15 protein-coding genes and 1 tRNA gene are annotated in these 20,904 nt (G+C 68.9%); 9 read left to right on the forward strand and 7 right to left on the reverse strand.

Annotated features, from left to right (window positions below; all coding sequences use genetic code 11):
• Positions 1 to 369 carry a hypothetical protein gene (locus LY41_RS11480; RefSeq protein WP_308292240.1) on the reverse strand — a complete coding sequence of 123 codons (369 nt, stop codon included), beginning with the start codon at positions 367 to 369 and terminating at the stop codon, positions 1 to 3.
• 245 nt (positions 370 to 614) lie between these two features.
• Here LY41_RS11480 and LY41_RS11490 point away from each other — a divergent pair, with 245 nt between their 5' ends.
• Positions 615 to 1,337, forward strand: coding sequence for a DUF5753 domain-containing protein (locus LY41_RS11490; protein ID WP_308292229.1), 723 nt, complete (start codon positions 615 to 617; stop codon positions 1,335 to 1,337).
• Positions 1,338 to 1,721: 384 nt separating this feature from the next.
• Here the strand turns inward: LY41_RS11490 and LY41_RS11495 are convergent, their stop codons facing one another.
• Complete coding sequence (locus LY41_RS11495) at positions 1,722 to 2,336, reverse strand: Ltp family lipoprotein (protein WP_253863856.1); 615 nt, start codon at positions 2,334 to 2,336, stop codon at positions 1,722 to 1,724.
• A 409-nt stretch (positions 2,337 to 2,745) separates the two neighbouring features.
• Positions 2,746 to 3,042, reverse strand: a complete 297-nt coding sequence (locus LY41_RS11500; RefSeq protein WP_253863857.1) for a hypothetical protein — start codon at positions 3,040 to 3,042, stop codon at positions 2,746 to 2,748.
• Between the two features lie 78 nt (positions 3,043 to 3,120).
• Here LY41_RS11500 and LY41_RS11505 point away from each other — a divergent pair, with 78 nt between their 5' ends.
• Positions 3,121 to 3,288: a hypothetical protein gene (locus tag LY41_RS11505; protein WP_253863858.1), complete on the forward strand. Its 168-nt coding sequence runs from the start codon at positions 3,121 to 3,123 to the stop codon at positions 3,286 to 3,288.
• Positions 3,289 to 3,317: 29 nt separating this feature from the next.
• Here LY41_RS11505 and LY41_RS11510 read toward each other — a convergent pair.
• Both LY41_RS11510 and LY41_RS11515 read right to left on the reverse strand, forming a co-directional pair.
• A tRNA-Arg gene (locus LY41_RS11510) sits at positions 3,318 to 3,391 on the reverse strand.
• A 460-nt stretch (positions 3,392 to 3,851) separates the two neighbouring features.
• Positions 3,852 to 4,310 (reverse strand): peptidase inhibitor family I36 protein, encoded by a 459-nt coding sequence (locus tag LY41_RS11515; protein ID WP_253863859.1) that lies wholly within the window; start codon positions 4,308 to 4,310, stop codon positions 3,852 to 3,854.
• 329 nt (positions 4,311 to 4,639) lie between these two features.
• Here LY41_RS11515 and LY41_RS11520 point away from each other — a divergent pair, with 329 nt between their 5' ends.
• From LY41_RS11520 to LY41_RS11550, 7 genes are all read left to right on the forward strand, one after another.
• Positions 4,640 to 6,601, forward strand: coding sequence for a bifunctional copper resistance protein CopD/cytochrome c oxidase assembly protein (locus tag LY41_RS11520; RefSeq protein WP_253864093.1), 1,962 nt, complete (start codon positions 4,640 to 4,642; stop codon positions 6,599 to 6,601).
• A 157-nt stretch (positions 6,602 to 6,758) separates the two neighbouring features.
• Positions 6,759 to 7,199, forward strand: coding sequence for a single-stranded DNA-binding protein (gene ssb, locus LY41_RS11525; protein ID WP_253863860.1), 441 nt, complete (start codon positions 6,759 to 6,761; stop codon positions 7,197 to 7,199).
• Positions 7,200 to 7,295: 96 nt separating this feature from the next.
• Positions 7,296 to 8,972, forward strand: a complete 1,677-nt coding sequence (gene ettA, locus LY41_RS11530; RefSeq protein ID WP_253863861.1) for an energy-dependent translational throttle protein EttA — start codon at positions 7,296 to 7,298, stop codon at positions 8,970 to 8,972.
• Positions 8,973 to 9,130: 158 nt separating this feature from the next.
• Positions 9,131 to 12,379 carry a hypothetical protein gene (locus tag LY41_RS23870; RefSeq protein ID WP_308292230.1) on the forward strand — a complete coding sequence of 1,083 codons (3,249 nt, stop codon included), beginning with the start codon at positions 9,131 to 9,133 and terminating at the stop codon, positions 12,377 to 12,379.
• Positions 12,380 to 12,487: 108 nt separating this feature from the next.
• A complete protein-coding gene (locus tag LY41_RS11540) occupies positions 12,488 to 17,428 on the forward strand; it encodes an NAD-glutamate dehydrogenase (protein WP_253863862.1) in 4,941 nt (1,646 codons plus the stop codon).
• Positions 17,425 to 17,862, forward strand: coding sequence for an acyl-CoA thioesterase (locus LY41_RS11545; protein ID WP_253863863.1), 438 nt, complete (start codon positions 17,425 to 17,427; stop codon positions 17,860 to 17,862). The genes LY41_RS11540 and LY41_RS11545 overlap by 4 nt, the downstream gene beginning before the upstream one ends.
• Positions 17,855 to 18,493, forward strand: a complete 639-nt coding sequence (locus LY41_RS11550) for a DUF8010 domain-containing protein (RefSeq protein ID WP_253863864.1) — start codon at positions 17,855 to 17,857, stop codon at positions 18,491 to 18,493. The genes LY41_RS11545 and LY41_RS11550 overlap by 8 nt, the downstream gene beginning before the upstream one ends.
• A gap of 27 nt (positions 18,494 to 18,520) precedes the next feature.
• On the opposite strand, the gene LY41_RS11555 is transcribed toward LY41_RS11550, so the two are convergent.
• Both LY41_RS11555 and LY41_RS11560 read right to left on the reverse strand, forming a co-directional pair.
• Complete coding sequence (locus tag LY41_RS11555; protein WP_253863865.1) at positions 18,521 to 19,552, reverse strand: glycosyltransferase family 2 protein; 1,032 nt, start codon at positions 19,550 to 19,552, stop codon at positions 18,521 to 18,523.
• A gap of 18 nt (positions 19,553 to 19,570) precedes the next feature.
• On the reverse strand, positions 19,571 to 20,719 hold the full coding sequence (locus LY41_RS11560; protein WP_253863866.1) for a class I SAM-dependent methyltransferase: 1,149 nt from the start codon (positions 20,717 to 20,719) through the stop codon (positions 19,571 to 19,573).
• Positions 20,720 to 20,904: the final 185 nt, after the last annotated feature.

Genomic DNA, 20,904 nt, shown 5'->3' on the forward strand with positions numbered 1-20,904 from the left:
TCACGCGGAGGCGCTATCGGACTCTCCGGTGATCGACGCGACTGCTGCCATGACCGCACGCCGGTGTTGGAGAATCCGATCAGGAGCGGAAGGATCGGACCCGTCAGCGCGGAGCAGCCCGATAGGCGTGAGCACCCACGCCTGAGCGATTGCAGAGATGATGACAAGAAGGTCGACCGCGGAGATCACGCCGTCGCGCCCGTTACCGGCCGAGACTGTCTTGGCCGGGTAGGCCTCCACCGGCTCTGCAGCTACGTCCGGCCGCTCCAACTGCGCCCACAGACTCACCCGCAACGCGGTCGGGTCCGCCTGATGATAGTCGAACAAACGCCCCGCCCATTGCGCCAGTGCCTCAGACTCGGGTGGCAGTTTGGCAACAGCTGCATGAGGTGTTGCTGGCCCAGCTCAACGCCGCCGGGCTGATCGACTGGTCCCGGGCAGCGGTGGATAGGAGAGACGGACTGCCGGGCGTTGTCATGCCAACGGGACTGATACCTCGCTCGACGGGTTCATCACAGAAGGCCCCACGCCGATATCGCCAGGCCGGCGACTACCACGAGAACCAGGGTTGAGACAGTCACGGCCAGGAGTCCAAGGAACCCCAGGATCTCGGTGTGCCGGTTACCCATCGTCCACACCTCCGCGGCCGGGAACGCAAACAGGACCGGACGTCATTGTCCGTCCGAGTCCAACCCCGCGCAGGCCGACAAGCCCACCCAGGCGCCACGACGGACAGCTTTCAGTCCGGGCACACCGCGCTTCAGCAGTCGTTCGGCGAGCTGGAGCAGCGGGCGGAGCACATCCGCGTGTTCGAGACCGTGCTCGTGCCCGGCCTGGTACAGACCCACAGCTACGCCCTGGCGGTGTTCCGCGGACTGTCGGCGCTGCGTGGCACGACTCGCGACCCCGACCAGGCTGCCGCGGCACGTATGCAGCGCCAGACGATCCTCTACGAACCGTCAGCCCAGGTCGACATCCTCGTCAGCGAGGCCGCGCTACGTACACCGCCGCCCGGCGTCGACCCGGATGGCGACTGGTTCGAGACCATGGCCGGCCAGATCGACCGGCTACTTGCGCTCGTCGGCGGCCCTGCTGTCGGCTTTCGCGTGCTCCCACTCGGCATGCCTCTCCCGACGGCGCCACTCCACGGGTTCACGATCCTCGATGACCTCGTCGTCGCCGAATTGCTGCACACCAGTATCCGCACCAGCGACGGCAACGACTACGCGTTCTACGACGACCTGTTCCGGCAACTCTGGGACGCTGCCGCGGCCGACGACGCTGCTCGGTCGATCCTGCTCGACGTTTCGGCCGGCTACCAGCAGGCACGACGGTAGCCGACCGAACGGGTCGAGGCGCGACTTCACAGCACGTATCCCAGCATGCTCCTCGATGACGCTGTCGCGATTGCCTCGAACGTCTGCCGATCGACACGTCGCCGCGTTCGATGTTGCCGAGATACCCGTGCCAGAGCCCGGCGAGCTGCGCGGCGGTTTCGAGGTTCAGCTGCCGCCAGGACCGGGCCTCGCGGATCCGGCGGCCGATGGGGGTCGTGTCGTTGTCGCTCGTGGGCGCACCTCTCACGTCTGCGGAGTGAGGTTCAGCTGCGGAACGCCCCCGGTGGCCAAACCGGGGCCGTTCCTCCGCAGATGAGATGCGCCCATTCACCGTAGCCGGTGAATGGGGCAGCCTGCGAGCGATCATCCGGACGGCTTGTGCACTCAGCCGCAGGCCTTCGTCTGGTTCGCGCCGTAGGTGGCCTGCTCCCTGGTGAACTTATCTCCGGCGGAGCTGGACAGTTGCTGGATCAGTCTCGAGCACGAGAAGGACGTGTAGTCCAGGTAATCCTTGGCGGAGGTTGCTGCCTGCTCGTTCCAGTCCACGTCGAGGGTGCCGACTGCCTGGGTCGCGACGTCCTTCGGGTAGTCATCTCCGGCGGAGCTCGACAGCTGCTGGATCAGCCCGTCCCGCGAGAAGGCCGTGTAGCCCAAGTAGTCCTGGGCCGCCCGGACCGCTTGCTGCACCTGCGGGGGAAGTTGGGGTGAGGTCGGCTGCTCCGAAGTGGTGGGCTGCTCTGAAGCTGTGGGCTGCTCGGTGCTGGTCGGCTGCTCGGTCGACGTGTCCTGACTGGAGGGTTGCTGCCGGCTCGTGTCGCTGCCCGTCGCCACGCTGGGCGCAGAGTTGCCGTCGTCGCCGTTGGTCATCGCTGCGATGATGATGATCAATGCGGCGAGACTGCCGAGGAACCACGGCCACTTGCGGCGCCGTTTCGGTTGCTGCGTCGGCGGTTGCTGCGTCGGCTGTTGCGGGTAGGGCGGGTTGTTCGGAACAGACATCAGTGCTTCCTTTCGCGGGTTGCCGTGTACAGCCGTCGTTCGGTGTGCGACACGTGTGAGCTGTGGTTATGGGAATGCGTGCGGCATCGTGTCGCCGCTGTTACCTGTGGTCGCCGGACTCGGCTGGAGGTGTCAGGAACTGTCTGGTTCCTGCCCGCTGACCAAGGCTTTTCGCGTCACCGCACTCAGTCTTCCGGGGCGTCGCGGTCGGGCGGGTCCTCGGCGAGCCACGCGCGCGGTCGGGCGAGTAGGTGGCGCAGCGCGGCGATCGCTGGGTATGACCCCGCGACTCGGCCCACGACGGGTAGTCGATGAGCGTGAGTGCGTCGACGATGTCCCGGTCGGTGTACACCACGTCGCGTGCGTCAATCAATCGGTCGCGGTACGGGGTCGCGTTCGAGTCGAGGAGTCACGAGCCGCAGTCGGCGACGATCTCGACGCGGCCGCCGAGCAGGCGCACCTGCTGCGCGTGCGTCCACTCGTGCCGCACGATGTCGGCGACGCGGTCGCACGGCTGGTCCTCGTCGATGGACACGTTGCCGTTGTCGTACTCGACATAGCCGGAGCAGTTGGTGGGTATCTCGTCGGCTGGCACGACGGACCAGCGGGCGGGGTTGCTGACGAGCTCGCGGATCGCGTCGGCGAGCTCGTCGTTCCAGACGCACTCGGCTGGCGGGGTCGGGCCAGTCGTGGCGGTCGGCGGCATGGCCGCGGCTCGGGCGAGATCGTCTGGGCGGCTGAACCGATCAGGGTCACGACGGGGTACGTCGCGATGATCGGCCACATGGCGAGCCGGGGTCAGATGCTGGCGGACGGTGCGTGGGCGCCGCGGGTGCGGCTCGTCGAGTCGACGGCAGACGCGGGCGAGTGTGCGGTGTGCGCGAGCAAATGGACCGTTTTCGGACCACCGCGCCCGTGGGGCTTCGTGGAGAGCAGGCTGCGCATCTTCTGACCTGCAGAAACTGCAGGCCAGAGAGAGGGCGCCCCCGGCAGGACTCGAACCTGCGACCTAGAGATTAGAAGGCTCTTGCTCTATCCAACTGAGCTACGGAGGCCCGGCGTGACCGTACCGACCGCGGTGAGTCAGCTTAGTCATCGCCGCACGTGTGATCGCTCGATGTGTCCGATTCGTTTCACTCGTGTCCCGCGGTGCTGTGTGGATCACATTCGGTGGACCGCATTCGGCGGACCACACGGACGGCCGCAGTGCGGCCGTCGCGTCCGTATCACCGACACGTCGGCGGAGGTGAGTCGACCACGCACGATCGCCAGGATACCGACGGGCTGTCTCGTTCGTGAGTGGTGGCCGCGGGAACGGTGGCCGAGCCGCGGCGGGTGCCGTGGGGGCGCCGGGCGCGGGGCAGAGCGCGGGGAGCACGCTCCGGCATACGGCGCCCCCACGGCGCGGTCACGCTCGGGGCGACGTGACCGCTTCCGGGCCGGCTTCCGTGGTGTCACGGGTTCCCCTTCCGTGACATCCGCACGGGCCGGCCGGGATCGGGGAAGACGGAGGCGTCACTCCCAGATTTGAATCGCCCGTACGACGTACGGCGCCTGTGGAACGAACGTCCCCGGGCCCGGATAGGTACTGAAATCCGCCTGGGTGGCACATTCCCGGTCCTGGTACACCGTGATGTGACGTTCCATTCGGGTAGCGAACGAGTGTGCCTCCATAGCATTATCGAGTGCTACGCAGTCGTCGGTGTGTGTATTTCGGAGATCGAATCGCTGGAGCTTTCCGCCGTAGAACTCGTCCTGCCAGGCACAGAATTCTCCCGAGTCGCAGGCGAACTCCGGGTGGTCCGGCTGCGGTGACGCGGCTGAGGATGCGGCTGAGGACGGGGTCGCGGCAGGTGCGGCCGGACCCTGGGCCGTCCCTGCCGCGGCCGGTGTCGCCAGTCCGGCCGTCGCCGCGGCGACGCTGAGCAGAACGGCGGGCAGGGCGGTGCGGAAGGTGACATGACGTCGAGTCATCGGTTTCTCCCCCAGAGGTGAATCGTCGGGTTGGGTCGGATCCAACGATGGCGAACGTCGACCGGAATGTCAGCAGGAAAACGCGATTCTGTGGACAACTCGCGATGTTCGACTCGTTCGAGTTACGGGCACCTACTCATGTTCGGCGGTTGTCCACAGATTCTCGGAAGCCGCTTGTGGCGCGTGGCGATCGCTGCTAGTCGAGCGCGAGCGTGCCCGGCATCACGCGGTGACCGGCGGGACCGCACGCTGACGCTCGGCCTACCCTCATAGGCGTGTCCACCGAAGCCGACCTCGAGTCCGACGTCCGCGCGCCACGCGGGGCGGGCATCGCACCTCTCCTGGCCGTCGGCGCGCTCCTCGGCGTCGTCGTCGCGGTCGGACTGGTCGCGCTGACGGGCGGGCTCGGGGCAGTCGCCGGCATCTCCGACCCCGGCCCTCTCACCACCTACGGCATCACCGCCGTCCGGGTCGCGGCCGACCTGGCCTCGGCGGTGTGTATCGGGTCGCTCCTGCTGGCCGCCTTCCTGGTGCCGCCCCAGCGCTCCGGCATCCTCGCCGTCGACGGCTACGCGGCCGTACGCACGGCCGGTTACGCCGCGTGGGCCTGGTTCGTCCTCGCCCTGACCTCGGTGTTCTTCGTCGCCGCCGACGGTGCCGGCCGCCCGGTCACCGAGCTGCTCGACCCCGATGCCTTCCTCAACTTCGTCGGGGCCATCGAACAGCCCAAGGCCTGGCTCATCACCTCGGGCATCGCGCTGCTGCTCGCCCTCGGCTGCCGACTGGTGCTGACGTGGAACTGGACGACGGTGCTGTTCTTCGTGTCGGTCTTCGGGCTCGTCCCGGTCGCCGTGACCGGACACTCCGCCAGTGGCGGCTCGCACGACATGGCCACGAACAGCCTGCTGTACCACCTGCTCGGTGCCGCACTGTGGGTCGGCGGGCTCATCGCGCTCCTCGCGCACGGGCGCAGGCGCGGGGCCCACCTGACGCTTGCCGCGACCCGGTTCTCGAAGGTCGCGCTGGTCGCATGGATCGTGATGGCCGCCTCCGGGATCATCAACGCACTCGTGCGGGTGGCGCCGGGGGACCTGCTCACCACCGACTACGGCCTGCTCGTGCTGGCAAAAGGCGTTCTGCTCGCGATGCTCGGCGTGTTCGGTCAGCAGCAGCGCAGCCGCAGCATCGCGGGTCTGCGCGACGGTGCGGGCGGCGGTCAGCTGCTGCGCCTCGCCGGCGTCGAGGTGCTGATCATGCTCGTCACGATCGGCCTCGCCGCGGCGCTCGCGCGTACCCCGCCACCGGCCGAGATCGCCGCCGAGCCGTCGACGGTCGAGTTGCTGCTGGGCTACGAGCTCGCCGGTGAGCCCACGTTCTGGACGCTGCTCACCGCGTGGCGGTTCGACCTCGTCTACGGCACCGCGGCAATCGTGCTCGCGGGCGTGTACCTGGCCGGTGTGCGCAGGCTGCGCCGTCGCGGTGACGCCTGGCCCGTGGGCCGCACCTGGGCCTGGGTGCTCGGCTGCGCCATGTTGCTGGTGGCGACCTCGTCCGGAATCGGGCGCTACTCGCCGTCGATGTTCAGCATGCACATGGTGAGTCACATGTTCCTGTCGATGGGCGTGCCCGTGCTTCTCGTCCTCGGCGGGCCGGTCACGTTGGCACTGCGTGCGCTGCCGACCGCGGGCAGGAACGCGCCTCCCGGACCCCGGGAGTGGCTGCTGGCGTTGGTCCACTCGCCCGTGACCCGCGTGCTGACCAACCCGGTGGTGGCGACGCTGCTGTTCGTCGGGTCGTTCTACGGTCTCTACTACTCGGGGATGTTCGACTCCGCGCTGAACTATCACTGGGCACACCTGGCGATGAAGGCCCACTTCCTGCTGGCCGGTTACGTCTTCTACTGGCCGGTGATCGGCATCGACCCGTCGCCGCGCCGGCTGCCGCACCTGGCCAAGCTCGGCATGGTGTTCGTGTCGATGCCGTTCCACGCGTTCTTCGGCGTGACGCTCATGAACATGCAGACCGTGATCGGGGCGTCGTTCTACCGGGGACTCGGTCTGCCCTGGATCGACGACCTGCTGCTCGACCAGCGGACCGGTGGCGGCATCGCGTGGGCGACGGGTGAGATTCCCGTGGTGGTCGTGATGGTCGCGCTGCTCGTCCAGTGGGCCAGGGCCGACGACCGCGAGGCGCGCCGCCGTGACCGGCGGGAAGAGGTCACGGGCGGGCAGGATCTGGCCGCCTACAACGCGATGCTCAAGGAGCTCGCGAGCGGCAACCGGCGCGAGTAGCACGGCGTACCGACGATTTCGGCGTGATCCGGCCTCGCCGCGGCCGGGTTGTCCACGTCGCCGTCGGTTGTCCACAGATTCGCCGCGGCGGCGTTCTCGGCCGTACTCGCAGGGCACGGTGGAACTCACCGAACATCCCGGCGAGAAAGGAACGGCAATGGCGATCGGCGAGACCACGGTGACCGTGGTGGGCAACATCTCCAGCGACGTGTTCATGAAGGACACCCACAGCGGCGCGGTGGCCGCATTCTGGCTGCGCAGCAATGAGCGGCGCTACGACAAGGAAGCAGGGGAGTGGTGCAACGGCCGGTCCCTCGCGGTGCGGGTCTCGTGCTGGCGGCGGCTCGCGGAGAACGTGCGGGACTCGCTGGCCAAGGGCGACCCCGTCGTCGTGACCGGCCGCTTGTACACCACCGAGTTCGTCACGGACGGCCAGTCCCGCACCGTGACCGAACTGGATGCGCAGGCCGTGGGGCCGAATCTGTCGTGGTGCACGAGCGGTGTCCAGCGCAGTCCCCGGGGCAAGAAGCGTCCTGAAGCTGGTCACAGCGCTGTGGAACCGGGAGAGCCGGTGGCGGCGGCCGTTCCGGCGGCCTGAGTGTGCCCGTGGCGGCCGAGTGCCGAGCCGCGGATCCTGGTTCGGAGAAGGCGAGGCGCCGTCAGCCGGTTCGCGGCTCGGCTCTACGATCGCGGTATGGCCGAGTTCATCTACACCATGAAGAAGGTACGCAAGACCGTCGGGGACAAGGTGATTCTCGACGATGTCAGCACCGCGTTCTTCCCGGGCGCGAAGATCGGCGTCGTGGGCCCGAACGGTGCGGGCAAGTCGACCGTCCTGAAAATCATGGCGGGACTCGACCAGCCCAGTAACGGCGAGGCGTTCATCCAGCCGGGCGCGAGCGTCGGCATCCTCCAGCAGGAGCCGCCGCTGAACGAGGAGAAGACCGTGCGCGGCAACGTCGAGGAGGGCCTCGGCGAGATCAAGGTCAAGCTCGACCGGTTCAACGAGATCGCCGAGCAGCTCGCGACCGATTACACCGACGAGCTCATGGCCGAGATGGGCAAGCTGCAGGAGGAGCTCGACCACGCCGACGCGTGGGAACTCGACTCGCAACTCGAGCAGGCGATGGATGCGCTGCGCTGCCCGCCCGGTGACGAGCAGGTGGAGCACCTGTCCGGTGGTGAGCGCCGCCGTGTCGCGCTGTGCAAGCTGTTGTTGTCCAGGCCCGACCTGCTGCTGCTCGACGAGCCCACCAACCACCTCGACGCCGAGAGCGTGCTCTGGCTGGAACAGTTCCTGGCCAACTACGACGGTGCGGTCCTCGCCGTGACACACGACCGGTACTTCCTGGACAACGTCGCCGAGTGGATCATGGAGCTCGACCGCGGCAACGTCGAAGGCTACGAGGGCAACTACTCCACGTATCTCGAGAAGAAGCGCGAGCGCCTCGAGGTGCAGGGCAAGAAGGACGCCAAGCTCGCCAAGCGGCTCAAGTCCGAGCTGGAATGGGTGCGCTCGAACGCCAAGGCCCGGCAGTCCAAGTCCCGGTCGCGTCTCGAGCGGTACGAGCAGATGGCGGAGGAAGCGGAGAAGAGCAAGAAGCTCGACTTCGAAGAGATCCAGATCCCGCCGGGTCCGCGGCTGGGTAACACGGTGGTCGAGGTCGAGAACCTCAAGAAGGGGTTCGAGGACCGCCTGCTCATCGACGGCCTGTCGTTCACGCTCCCGCGCAACGGCATCGTCGGTGTCATCGGCCCGAACGGCGTCGGTAAGACGACGCTGTTCAACACGATCGTCGGCCTCGAGAACCCCGACGAGGGCAGCGTCAAGATCGGCGACACCGTCAAGCTGGCCTACGTGGACCAGACGCGGGCCGGTATCGACCCGAACAAGTCCGTGTGGGAGGTCGTCTCCGACGGGCTCGACTTCATCAACGTCGGTCAGGTCGAGATGCCGTCGCGTGCCTACGTCAGCGCCTTCGGATTCAAGGGGCCCGATCAGCAGAAGAAGGCCGGCGTGCTGTCCGGTGGTGAGCGCAACCGTCTCAACCTCGCACTGACGCTCAAGCAGGGCGGCAACCTGCTCCTGCTGGACGAGCCGACCAACGACCTGGACGTCGAGACGCTGGGCTCGCTGGAGAACGCGCTCGAACAGTTCCCGGGCTGCGCCGTGGTCATCTCCCACGACCGGTGGTTCCTCGACCGCATCGCCACCCACATCCTCGCCTGGGAGGGTGACGACGAGAACCCGGCGAAGTGGTTCTGGTTCGAGGGCAACTTCGAAGGTTACGAGAAGAACAAGATCGAGCGCATGGGCCCGGATGCGGCGCGTCCGCACCGGGTGACCCGCCGCAAGCTCACCCGGGACTGATCACCCGGCCCAGGGACCGCTGCGACGTTGGATAGGGTCGGTCTCTCGCGAGTCGGCGGCCGGGCCGCGCAGCCCGAGTAGGGGTGTGCAGGTCCGAACCGCCGGCTCGTCGGCACGCCCGTCTGCAGGAATGGAAGGCCTCACAGAGCGGAGTCCCCGTGGTTGCCACTGAGTCGGCCGGCACGCACGTGGTCAACGGCCGCGACACTGCGGTTCCTCGCGGTGTGCACCGAGAAGACGCCACTCCCGGCGGCGCAGGCGACCTGTCCGCGGTGGAGCAACTCCTGCACCGTGCCGACACGATGGAGTGGCGGGCGCCCGAGCTCGCCGCGATCCTCGGTGAGCGGGCCGCGAGCCTGGCGGAATCCGCGGGCGCGAACGCGCTGTGGGTGCGCGCCGAAGCCACCGTCGTGCATGCCCACGTCCTGCTCGGTCATCGCGCGTCGACGGTGGGTCGCGCCGTTGCCGCGTTACGTGCCGCGGAGGACGCGGAACTGCCGGTGATCGCCGCGCAGATCCGCACCGACCTGGCGGTGTGTGCACGCAGCGTCGGTGCACCCCTGACCGGACTGGCCATTCTGCGACCCGTGCTCACCGTGGGCGGCCTGTCGACCGTGCGCCGTGCGACCGCGCTGTGTCACCTGGTCGGCTGCCTCGGCACGCTCGGGCGGAAGGCCGAGCTCGACCGGGTCCTACTCGAAGGCGACCGCCTCGTGGCAGGCGATGCCACCCTCGACGAGGACGACAAGCTCATGGCGCGGGGCATGATCCGGCTCGGGGTGTCCGCGCACCGCAGACGGCACGGCGACACGATGGGCGCCGCCGACGCGGCCAGGACCGGCATCGGCCTGCTCGACCGGATGGCCGACCCGTCCCGCGACGGCGGAGTCGCCAGGGTCCGCCTCGTCCTCGAACTCGTGTGCTCGCTGCTGGACCGTGGTGATGGCGAGCCGGCGCTGGAAGCCGCGCAGCCGCTGCTCGACGAGCCGGAGCGCGCCGCCGCCGTTGCGCCGACCGCATGGCTCCGCACGGCGCTGGCCACCCGGGTCCTGCTGACCAACGGCGCGGCCGAAACCGCAGCCACGATGCTGCGCGATGCGTTGTACGGCGTCGTGCGCCACGACCTCGATGCGATCGTCTCGCGGCTCTGGCTGGAACTGGCGAACGTCGAGGAGCGCATCGGTGACCCCGCCGAAGCCGTGACGTGTCTGCACAACGCGCGTGCCGCCGAGCAGCGGGACGCCCGCGCACGCAGCCAGGCGCGCGCGGTACTGCACGGCGAGTTCGGCTCGGGGGAACAGGCGCCGGTGGACCTGGCGGAGATCGTCACGTCGGCGCGTCCCCAGCAGGCCACCTCCGGTGCTCGGGCCGCGGAGGCGCCGGCGGTCGACGGAGCCACCGCTGTTCACGACACTGCGTTCAGCACCGCCGCCGTCGACGCGGCGGCCCTCGATGCCGATCCCCAGACCGCGGCAGGCCGGCCCGCGCCGGGCGGTGCTCCGACCGGTACGAACGGCGCTGCGGTCGTGAACGGTCATCCACCGGTGAACGGACACGGCGCAGTGAACGGACACGGTGCAGTGAACGGACACGGTGCAGTGAACGGACACGGCGCAACGGCCGGAGACGGTGCGGCCGCCGCCGAAGCGACCATGGTGATGCCGGCGGTACCGCGTTCCGACGAACCGGCCCGCGACGAGTCCGCTGCTGTGGCCCCGGCCGATGCGGCGACGACCGGTCCGTCGGGGACCGGTGAGACCACCTCGACGAGTGCGGCCGCCGACACGGCAGCCGGGCAATCGGATGCCGCAGAGGAGAAGGCCGAGTCGGCCGGGCAGGCCGACGCAACGTCCTCCGAGCAGGGTGCGCCGCGCAAGCGCCGGCGGCACGACGTCGACCACGGCTCGGTCGCCGCGCGCTCGGTGCTGGACCGCCTGGGCATTGCACCGTCTGGTGGCGGTCGCCGCCGAGCAGCGGCGTCCGACTCACCGGACACCGGTGACAGCCGGGAACCGGGCCCGCTTCCCGGTTCTCCACTGTCGGGGTTGTCGCTTCCGGGTTCGTCGGTGCTGGGTTCGTTGTCGCCGGGCTCGTCGTCGTTCGTGTCGCCGGTGCTCGACTCGTTCGCGTCCGACTCTCCGGTACCCGAATCCCCGATGCCCGACTCTCCCGTATCAGCACCGTCATCGACGGTGGACAGCGGAGCAGCGACCGCTTCGCAGGCCGGACCGGGCCACACCGACGTGTCTGACGCGGTGGATTCGGCGGCGTCCGATGTCCTGGATTCATGGGCCGCCGGGGCCAGTGTCGAACCGATCCTCGCCGCGGCGACCGCCTCCGCACCCCAGACGGACGATGCGACGGCGATCATTCCCGCGATCACCGACGACGCCCTGGCGGCGTCGGCGCACGCCGGTACCACCGGTACCGGCACCGGGGGTGGAGTCGATAGCCGCGGTGACCACGGGATCGGCCGTCACGGCGAAACCGGTCCTCGCGGTGATACCGGCCGTCACGGTGATACCGGCCGTCACGGTGATACCGGCCGTCACGGTGATACCGGCCGTCACAGTGACATCGGCCGTCACAGCGCTACGGACCGCGATGCCCCCACGAGCCATGGAACGACGAACCATGGCATGGCCGACCACGGCGGCGGTGCCGCGGAGGACCCCGTCGGCGACCCGTGGCTGCCGCGGGTCAAGCTGCCGCCGCCGTTGCTGCCGACGGACGCACTCGGCGCCGGTGACGAATCGGTCGGTACCGGTGACGGCGCGACGGCGGGGTCCGACGCTGCGCTCGCCCCCGGGTCACCCGCCGCGGACACGCCGGCCGCACACCCGCAGCCTGCCGACCTGCCGACCGGGGCCGCCGCGACCGGGCCTGCCGACCTGTCGACCGCCGGGATGCCGGCCGGTGAGTCGCAGCCGAGCTTCCCCGCTGCTCCCACGGTGGATCCTGCGGTCCCCGGGAGCGGCGCGGACAGCGGGAGCGGCGCGGACGCCGGTAACGGCGCCGAGACTGTGAGCGGTGCGGAGACCGGTCATGGCACCGAACCCGCCGCGACCACGGATCCGGCGTTCACCGCAGCAGGCGGGTCCGAACCCACCGGCCCGGATTCCCCGGCCGGAACCGGTGTGGAGACCGGCGAGGCGGCCGCGAGCGCGGTGTCCGGCCTGCCGCGGCACGAACTCCCGCTCGACGAGCCGCCGGAGGACGCCGGCCTGGCGGAACTGCTGGCACGCGCACTCGCCGAGCACCAGGTCGCGTCCGGATCCGCCCTTGCGTCGACGTCCGGCGGGGACGACCGTGACGGCCACGCCGTCGGCAGTGGTGCAGGCGTGAACGGCAGGCGCCGCAACGGCAGTGCCCACGCCGGGGGACACGGCGGCCGCCACGATCGATAGGACCGGCGCCATCCGGCCACCCGAACGGCAGCGTCCCGATACAGTGGCGGCGACCGCACGGCACATCCGAGCTGCCATCGCCAGAGTTGGAGAGTTGCGTTGCCCGACATGAGCTCGACCGGTGTTCAGGCCCGTCCGCAGAACGAGGGCGGGCAGGGCGCCACGCCCGGCCGGCGCAGCCCGGAACAGCTTCGGGACGATCTGGTGGCCGCGGCGGCGGCCCAGGCCCCGGACATCGCCGACCTCATCGGTCATTACTACCGGCTGATTCCCGCCGAGGAGATCATCGGTGAGAGTCCCGGTGATCTCGTCGGTGCCGTGCGATCCCACCTCGAGCTGGCGCGTAACCGGGTCCCGGGGCGGCCGGCGCTGCGCCTGTTCAACCCGACGACCGCCGAGGACGGTTGGTCGAGCGAATCGACCGTCATCCAGGTCGTCACCGACGACATGCCCTATCTGGTCGACTCCGTCGTGGCCGAACTGGCCCGCGGTGGTGTGCAGGTACAGCGCATCGTTCACCCGATCATGTTGGTCACTCGCGACATGTCCGGCGGCCTGCAGCAGCTGCACCCGGGCGGCGACGTCGAGCAGCCGCCCGCCGGTGCGACCGTCGAATCCTGGATGTACCTGGAGATCGATTCGATCACCGATGTGGAGCGTGCACGCGAGTGCGACCACCGGCTGCTGGCGGTGCTGGAGGACGTCCGCGAGGTCGTGGAGGACACCGACCGCATGGCCGCCGCCGCGATCTCGCTGGCCGACGAGCTCGACGCCACGCCGCCGCCGTTGCCCGAACAGGAGGTGCACGACGGTGCGCAGCTGCTGCGCTGGCTGGCGGACGGCCACCTGACGTTCCTCGGCTACCGCCACTACGAGGTGATCGACGACGCCGGCGAGCCTGCACTGCGTGCGGTGCTGGCATCCGGGCTCGGAGTGCTGCGACAGGACAGCCTCGCCGCCCGCAACCTCACCGCGGGACCGGACTCGACGGCGCAGGCACTGAAACCGGAGCTGCTGGTGCTCACGCAGGCGGGCGCACCGTCCACAGTGCACCGGCCGATCTACCCGTACTACGTGGGCGTGAAGACGTTCGACTCGGACGGCAACGTCACGGGTGAGCACCGTTTCCTCGGCATGTTCACCACCACCGCGCTGCACGAGAACGTCCTCGACATCCCGGTCGTCGAGCGCCGAGTGCGCGAGGTCATCCATCGCGCGGGGTTCCCGATGCAGTCCTATTCCGGCCAGCGGATGCTCGAAGTGCTGCAGAACTGGCCGCGTGCCGACCTGTTCTCGGCCGACCCGGACTCGCTGTACGCCACGGCCACGGGCGCGATCACGCTCGCCGACCGGCGCAGGTTGCGGCTGTTCCTCCGTCGTGACACCTACGGCCGGTTCTACTCGTGCCTGGTGTTCCTGCCGCGCGACCGGTACACGACCCGGTCGCGGCTGGCGATGCAGCAGGTGTTGCTCGACGAGCTCGAGGGCACGCACCTGGAGTACGCGGCGCGGCTGGGGGAGACGCAGCTCGCGCAGGTGCACTTCACCGTTCACACCGACCCGGGTGTGACCGTCGCACCCGACACGCTGCGGATCCAGGAGCGCCTCGCCGAGGCCATGCGCAGCTGGGACGACCTGATGGTGGAGGCGATCCTCGCCGAACGGCGCGAGCGCGCGGGCGACGGCAAGGCTGTGACGTTCGCGGGTGAGGAATCGGCCACGCAGCAGGCTCAGCGCTACGCCACGGTGTTCCCGGAGGCCTACAAGGAGGACTTCGACGCCGAGTCCGCGCTGCGCGACCTGCGCATGCTCGAGTCGCTCGACGGGCGCGGCGATGTGCGGATGTCGTTCTACCTGCCCGCCGACGCGGCGCCGGGGGAGCGCCGGTTCAAGCTCTACACCCGGGGCGACGGTGTGACGCTGTCGACGATGCTGCCGTTGCTGCAGCGCATGGGTGTCGAGGTCGTCGACGAACGGCCGTACGAGGTCTCGCGGGAGGACGGCGCGCGGCTGTGGATCTACGACTTCGGCCTGCGCATCGACCCGGCGGTGCTCGCCGTGGCCGGGTCCGAGGACGACCTGCAGGTGCGCTTCCAGGACGCGTTCGCCGCCGAGTGGCGGGGCGATGCCGAGGTCGACGGCTTCAACGGCCTGGTGCTGCGTGCCGGGCTCGACTGGCGGCAGGTCGCGGTGCTGCGCGCCTACGCCCGATACCTGCGCCAGGCCGGGTCTCCCTATTCGCAGGACTACATCGAGACGACAGTGCTGGCGCACACCGACATCGCCACGGCGCTGGTGCGGCTGTTCGAAACCCGGTTCGGCCCGGACGACACGCAGTGCGAGAACCGTACGAGCGAACAGATCGACGACATCAACGCGATGATCGACGAGGTCACCAGCCTCGACCAGGACAGGATCCTGCGCAGGCTGCTCTCGGTGATCGTGGCGACGCTGCGTACGAACTACCGTGTCACCGACGGCGACGGGAACCCGCGCCGATACCTCGCGTTCAAACTCGACCCGCAGCAGGTGCCCGACCTGCCCGAGCCGCGTCCCGCGTACGAGATCTTCGTGTGCTCGCCGCGCGTGGAAGGTGTCCACCTGCGGTTCGGCTCGGTGGCACGGGGCGGGCTGCGCTGGTCGGACCGCCGCGAGGACTTCCGCACCGAGGTGCTGGGCCTGGTGAAGGCACAGGCGGTGAAGAACTCGGTGATCGTGCCGGTCGGCGCCAAGGGTGGGTTCGTCGTCAAACGCCCGCCGGTGGCCACGGGCGACCCGGGGATGGATCGTGAAGCACACCACGCCGAGGGCGTCGCCTGCTACCGCATGTTCATCTCCGGCCTGCTTGATCTCACCGACAACCTCGTCGACGGCGCCACGGTGCCGGCCCGCGACGTCGTCCGCTACGACGGCGACGACAACTATCTCGTCGTCGCCGCGGACAAAGGCACGGCGACGTTCTCCGACATCGCCAACGAGGTCGCGAAGAGCTACGGGTTCTGGCTGGGCGATGCGTTCGCCTCCGGTGGCTCCGTCGGTTACGACCACAAGGTCATGGGCATCACCGCCAAGGGTGCGTGGGAGAGCGTCAAGCGGCATTTCCGCGAACTCGACGTGGACACGCAGAGCCAGGACTTCACGGTCGTCGGCATCGGCGACATGGGCGGCGACGTGTTCGGGAACGGCATGCTGTTGTCCGAGCACATCCGCCTCGTGGCCGCGTTCAACCACCTGCACGTCTTCCTGGACCCCACCCCCGACGCGGCGAGTTCCTTCGCCGAGCGGACCCGGTTGTTCGAACTGCCGCGGTCGACGTGGGACGATTACGACCGGTCGTTGATCAGTGAGGGCGGCGGGATCTACCCGCGCAGCGCGAAGACCATCCCGATCACGCCGCAGGTGGCCGAGGCGCTCGGACTCCGCCCCGAGATCGAGAGCATGTCGCCGGCCGAACTGGTCCACGCGATCCTGCAGGCTCCGGTCGACCTGCTGTGGAACGGCGGTATCGGCACCTACGTCAAGGCCGAGCGCGAGCGGCACGCCGAGGCGGGCGACAAGGCCAACGACGCGGTCCGGGTCAACGGCAGGCAGATGCGCGCCAAGGTCATCGGTGAAGGCGGCAACCTCGGCCTGACCCAGCGTGGGCGGATCGAATTCGCCCGCCACGGCGGCAAGGTCAACACCGACGCGCTCGACAACTCGGCCGGCGTCGACTGCTCCGACCACGAGGTCAACATCAAGATCCTGCTCGACAAGCTCGTCGAGACGGGTGAGTTGGACGTCTCCGAACGCAACGAGCTGCTCGAGGTGATGACCGACGAGGTCGGCGAGCTCGTGCTGCGGGACAACTACACGCAGAACGGTGTGCTCGGCGTCGCGCGCCACCACACCGACGCGATGGTGTCGGTGCACCGCAGGCTCGTCGGCGCGCTCGAGGCCAAGGGAGCGCTGGACCGGGGGCTCGAGGCGTTGCCCGTCGACTCCGGGTTCGGCGAGCTCGAACAGGAGGGCGAGGGGCTGACGTCGCCGGAACTCGCTACGGTGCTGGCGCACGTCAAGCTCGACCTCAAGGACGAGATCCTCGCCAGCGAACTGCCCGACGCCGAGGTGTTCAGCCGCCGTTCCATCGAGTACTTCCCGTCGGCGCTGCGGGACCGGTTCGGCACGTCGGTGGCCAAGCACCCGCTGTTGCGGCAGATCACGACGACCTGGCTGGTCAACGAGGTCGTCGACGGTGCGGGCCTGACGTACGCGTTCCGGTTGGCCGAAGAGCTCAACGCCACGGCGACCGACGCGGTGCGGGCGTACTCGATCGTCACGAACGTCTACGGGCTGTCCGAGGTGTGGGAGGCGATCGCGGAGCTGGACAACGTCGTGGCGACCGAGGTCGCCGACGAGATGACACTGGAGACCCGCAGGGTCCTGGACCGGGCGTCCCGGTGGTTCCTGACGAACCGCCCGCAACCACTGGCCGTCGGTGCGGAGATCAACCGCTTCGGCGCGCCGGTGCGGGCGCTGACCGGCGAGGTGGGCAAGTTGGTCCGCGGCCGCGAGGCCGAGAAGGTGCGTGCCGAGGTGAGCAGGCTGACCGCGGCGGGCGTGCCCACCGAGCTCGCGGAGCGCGTCAGTGAGCTGCTGCTCGGCTACGCGCTGCTGGACATCACCGAGGTCGCCGAACTGGCCGAGTCGGACGGTGACGGGACGCCGGTGGACGTCGCCGAGCTGTACTTCGCGCTGTCGGACCACCTGGGTTTCGACCACATGCTGGCGTCGGTCAACCAGCTCGAGCGCGACAACCGGTGGCACGCGCTGGCCAGACTCGCCCTGCGCGACGATCTGTACGGCTCGCTGCGCGCCATCACGCGCGACGCCCTGCGGCACAGCGACCCCGGCGACTCGGTCGACGACAAGATCGCCAAATGGGAGGAGGCCAACGCGTCCCGGTTGGCGCGCTCCCGCGTCACGCTCGACGAGATCTCCCGGTCCGGGCGGATCGACCTGGCGACGCTGTCCGTCGCCGCGCGGCAGATCCGGAGCACCGTCGGATGAGCACCGGCGAGTACATCACGCACGTGCAGCCGCGGTGGTCCGACATGGACGTGTTCGGCCACATCAACCACGCGCGCATGGTGACGTTGCTGGAAGAGGCACGGGTGCCGCTGCTGTTCGACGACGCGACCGCACAGGGACTGGGCGAGTTCGCGAAGGGTACGGTCGTTGCCGAGCTGGGAGTCGAGTTCAAGGCGCCGGTGATCGTCGACGGTAAGCAGCTGCGGGTCGGCATCACCTTGAGCCGGCTGCGGCAGGCGTCGTTCACGCTCGCGTACCGGGTCCACAACGGGCCGTCCGAGTCGGACCCGGTTGCGGTGACGGCGTGGACACTGCTGGCGCCGTACGACATCGGCGCGGCGCGACCTCGCAGGCTCGGCGCGCAGGAGCGGGCCTTTCTGACGGAACACATCCCGGAGGCCGACAGTGCCTGAACTGAGAATCCCCGACCCCGCCGACCGTGAATCGCTCGGTGCGTTCATCGCCAGGGCGGTACGCCTCGACGCGCAGACGGTCGTACGACTGCGCATGCGCGGGCCCGGCGTGCTCGAAGCCTGGGCAGGCACGCCGTTCGAGGTGCTGGTGACGAGGGCGGTGGAAGGTGAGGTCGATCCGGGCGATGTGACGGTGTCCGGATCGGAACTGCTCGCGGCGTTGACCGTGTCGCCGGGTGAGCGGATGGACCCGGGGCCGCCGCGCGACCTGCTGTGGCGGTCCGAACTGCCGGTCACGGCGGGGTGGCGATCGGTCGACACGCTGCCCGCCGCCGTCGTGGCCGACCTCGCCGACCGCGGGGTCACTGTCGCCAGGGAGAGCGTCGGACCGCTGGGCACGCCGCCCGCGTCGCTCATGGATCAGACGGTCCTCACCGTCTCCGGCGAGGAGGAGACCGAGATCGAGGTGCCGATGCGGTGCCTGTTCGCGATGTCGGGCATGGGTTTCGTCGACTCGTCCGTGGAAGACGACGTGGTACGGGTGATCGCCACCGACGCGTGGTTGCGGCTCGACGGCCGGTACGGCGCGGTCGTCCGTCGCAGGCACGCGCTGCTGCCCCTGCTGTTCTGATCCGGCGCGCGGACGTCGAACTCCGCGTCACGGCCGGAGCAGGGTCCGCAGCAGCTGCAGCTGAGCGCGGTTCCGCTGCTGAATCAACTCGCGAATACGCCTGTTGTGGTTCGCCGCGACCGGCGCCGTCGGCAGGGCCAGCACGGGATGCACCGGGTCGGGGAGGACGACGAGTTCGCGGAGCAGTGAGCCCGCGGCGCCGGTGGCGACCTTGTCCTTCACGGCATCCATGAGGTCGTCGAGTCCGGCGTCGGAGGAGCGGATGCAGTCCGATGAGGACAGAATGTCGGCGAACCAGCCTCGAGTGTCGGCCACGTAGCACTCGTCGGCTCGCGCTCGCACGGCCGGGTCGGCCAGTGAGGTGCGGATCCGTTCCGCGTGCTCAGGTCCGTCGAGGCGGGCGATTCCGATTCCCCGCCGCGGTGAGAACGTATGGCGCCTACTGCTGTCGGAGAGAGTGAGGATCGCCGTGCGATGCGCCGTCATCGTGAACCCGGCACCGTGCTCCGCGAGTCGGAACCAGAGGTCCCAGTCCTCGAACCCCGCGACCGTCGTGCTCCAGCCGCCGACCTCGGACGCGAGAGACCGGACATGGCCGACGCGGGACGGCTCGTACATCGCGTTCAACGTCTGCAGCTCGGGATGCCACACGGTATCCAGCACGCCGGAGCGTTCCCGGACCCGGCCGTGGGAATCGACGCGGACGCAGCCCGTTGCCGCCAGGGAAGAACCCGATTCGAGTTGTTCCAGGAGGAGTCGCAGGTGGTCCGGCTCCCATCGATCGTCGTGGTCCAAATAGGCCACATGCGGCGAGGTCGCCGTGGCGAGGCCGACATTCCGGGGTCCGCCCGGACTTCCGTGCGCATCGACGCTCACCACCTCGATCCGGGGGTCGTCCATGGAGCGGACCACGTCCACGGTCTCGTCGGTGCATCCGTCGGCCACCACGATGAGGTTCCAGTCCTCGACAGTCTGGGCGAGGACGCCGTACAGCGACGGGAGAATGCCGGTCGAGGCGTTGTGGGTCGGGCAGATGACGTCGATACATGCGGTAGGCACAAGATTCTCCGGTATCGATCAATCGGGCCGTGTTGTGGACAGCCACGACGGAGGACCGGGTTCGAGATTGCTGCCCTTGTCGATCACGGTCAGGTTGTGGTGGAAGTGGATTCCCGTGATGTGTGCGTCGGTGCCACGTCCCGCCCGGGGCGATCGAGACGTGAGCTCCTGATGGTTCAGTCCGTCGACGAGGTCCTTCAGCATGCCCATGCTCGTCGCGGGATCGCACATCACGTCCTCCCTGCCACCGAAACTGGGCCAATAGGATGTCTGCAGATCTTCGATCACGTACTTGCCCCCGGGACGCAGTCGTGGAAACAGGCACGTGAACGTGTCGATGACGTGTTTACTGATATGGCTTCCGTCGTCGACGATGATGTCCGGATCGCCGATTTCGTCGAGCACTGTCGCCAACGAGTCCGGATCGGACTGGTCCGCCCGGAACGTCCTGACGCGTCCCTCGTCGTGTGTGCTCTTGTCGACGATGTCGATGCCGTACACCAATGCCTGCGGGAAGAAGTCACGCCACATGCGCAGCGACGCGCCTCCCCCGGTCGGATCATGGTATCCGCCCACGCCGATCTCGAGGATCGTGATCGGCAGCTGTCGCATCGGGCCGAAGTGCCACTGATAGTGGGGTGCATAATTGTGCATCCCCCATTTGTCCGAGCCGTAACGCACGGCGAGGGCGGCGAGTTCGTGGTCGCGGTGGTGGTCCATGGCTGCGAGGAGCCGGTGCACCACCGTGAAAACATGCGGCGGCGAGTGGAAGGCGGTGAAATCGTCCTTGTCCCGCCAATGCACGGAGCGGGTCGCGGCGCGGGCGGCGGAGGGTACGAAGATGCCGTGCAGCACCTCCGCGAGGTCCTGGGTCACCACGGCAGCGGGAACTTCCGTGGTCGCCGCGCCCATGCCCAGCGTCCAGCCCGCGGACCCGGATCCGACCTCGAGATCACGTTCGACGACACCGGCGGTGGCCGGCATGCGGAGCCGGACCGTTAGCTCGTGGTCGAACTCGGCTTCTCCCGAAAGCCGTAATCGCGGCGTCAGCTCGGACACCACCAAATCCGCGGCCTCGTCGGGTCCGACCGCCGCAATCGCGGCGGTCACATCGTCCACGCCGCACAGGGCGGCACGTAGCAGTCTTCTGGCGGTACCGGCTGTCATGGCATCGCTCCCAGCTTCAGATCGGCGGCTCCGACCCACACTGACAGCCCAGGCGAGGATGACGGGCCGTTCTGCGTGCCCGTGGCAGCTCTGGCAGACGTGAGTCACTCTCCGCGCATCCGTGAACCACCGGGCGCCCTGGCGCTACGTACCTGTCATCGCGTCGTACCGACGGCACGGGAAGC

This window comes from Prauserella halophila, from assembly GCF_024171895.1.
Classification (GTDB): Bacteria; Actinomycetota; Actinomycetes; order Mycobacteriales; family Pseudonocardiaceae; genus Prauserella; species Prauserella halophila.

Excerpts from the sequence above, each read along its gene's own strand:
- ssb (WP_253863860.1), top strand. The coding sequence starts at position 6,759 with ATGGCGATCGGCGAGACCACGGTGACCGTGGTGGGCAACATCTCCAGC.
- LY41_RS11500 (WP_253863857.1), bottom strand. The coding sequence starts at position 3,042 with ATGCCGCCGACCGCCACGACTGGCCCGACCCCGCCAGCCGAGTGCGTC.
- ettA (WP_253863861.1), top strand. The coding sequence starts at position 7,296 with ATGGCCGAGTTCATCTACACCATGAAGAAGGTACGCAAGACCGTCGGG.
- LY41_RS11540 (WP_253863862.1), top strand. The coding sequence starts at position 12,488 with ATGAGCTCGACCGGTGTTCAGGCCCGTCCGCAGAACGAGGGCGGGCAG.
- LY41_RS11515 (WP_253863859.1), bottom strand. The coding sequence starts at position 4,310 with ATGACTCGACGTCATGTCACCTTCCGCACCGCCCTGCCCGCCGTTCTG.
- LY41_RS11505 (WP_253863858.1), top strand. The coding sequence starts at position 3,121 with ATGGCGAGCCGGGGTCAGATGCTGGCGGACGGTGCGTGGGCGCCGCGG.
- LY41_RS11560 (WP_253863866.1), bottom strand. The coding sequence starts at position 20,719 with ATGACAGCCGGTACCGCCAGAAGACTGCTACGTGCCGCCCTGTGCGGC.
- LY41_RS11495 (WP_253863856.1), bottom strand. The coding sequence starts at position 2,336 with ATGTCTGTTCCGAACAACCCGCCCTACCCGCAACAGCCGACGCAGCAA.
- LY41_RS11545 (WP_253863863.1), top strand. The coding sequence starts at position 17,425 with ATGAGCACCGGCGAGTACATCACGCACGTGCAGCCGCGGTGGTCCGAC.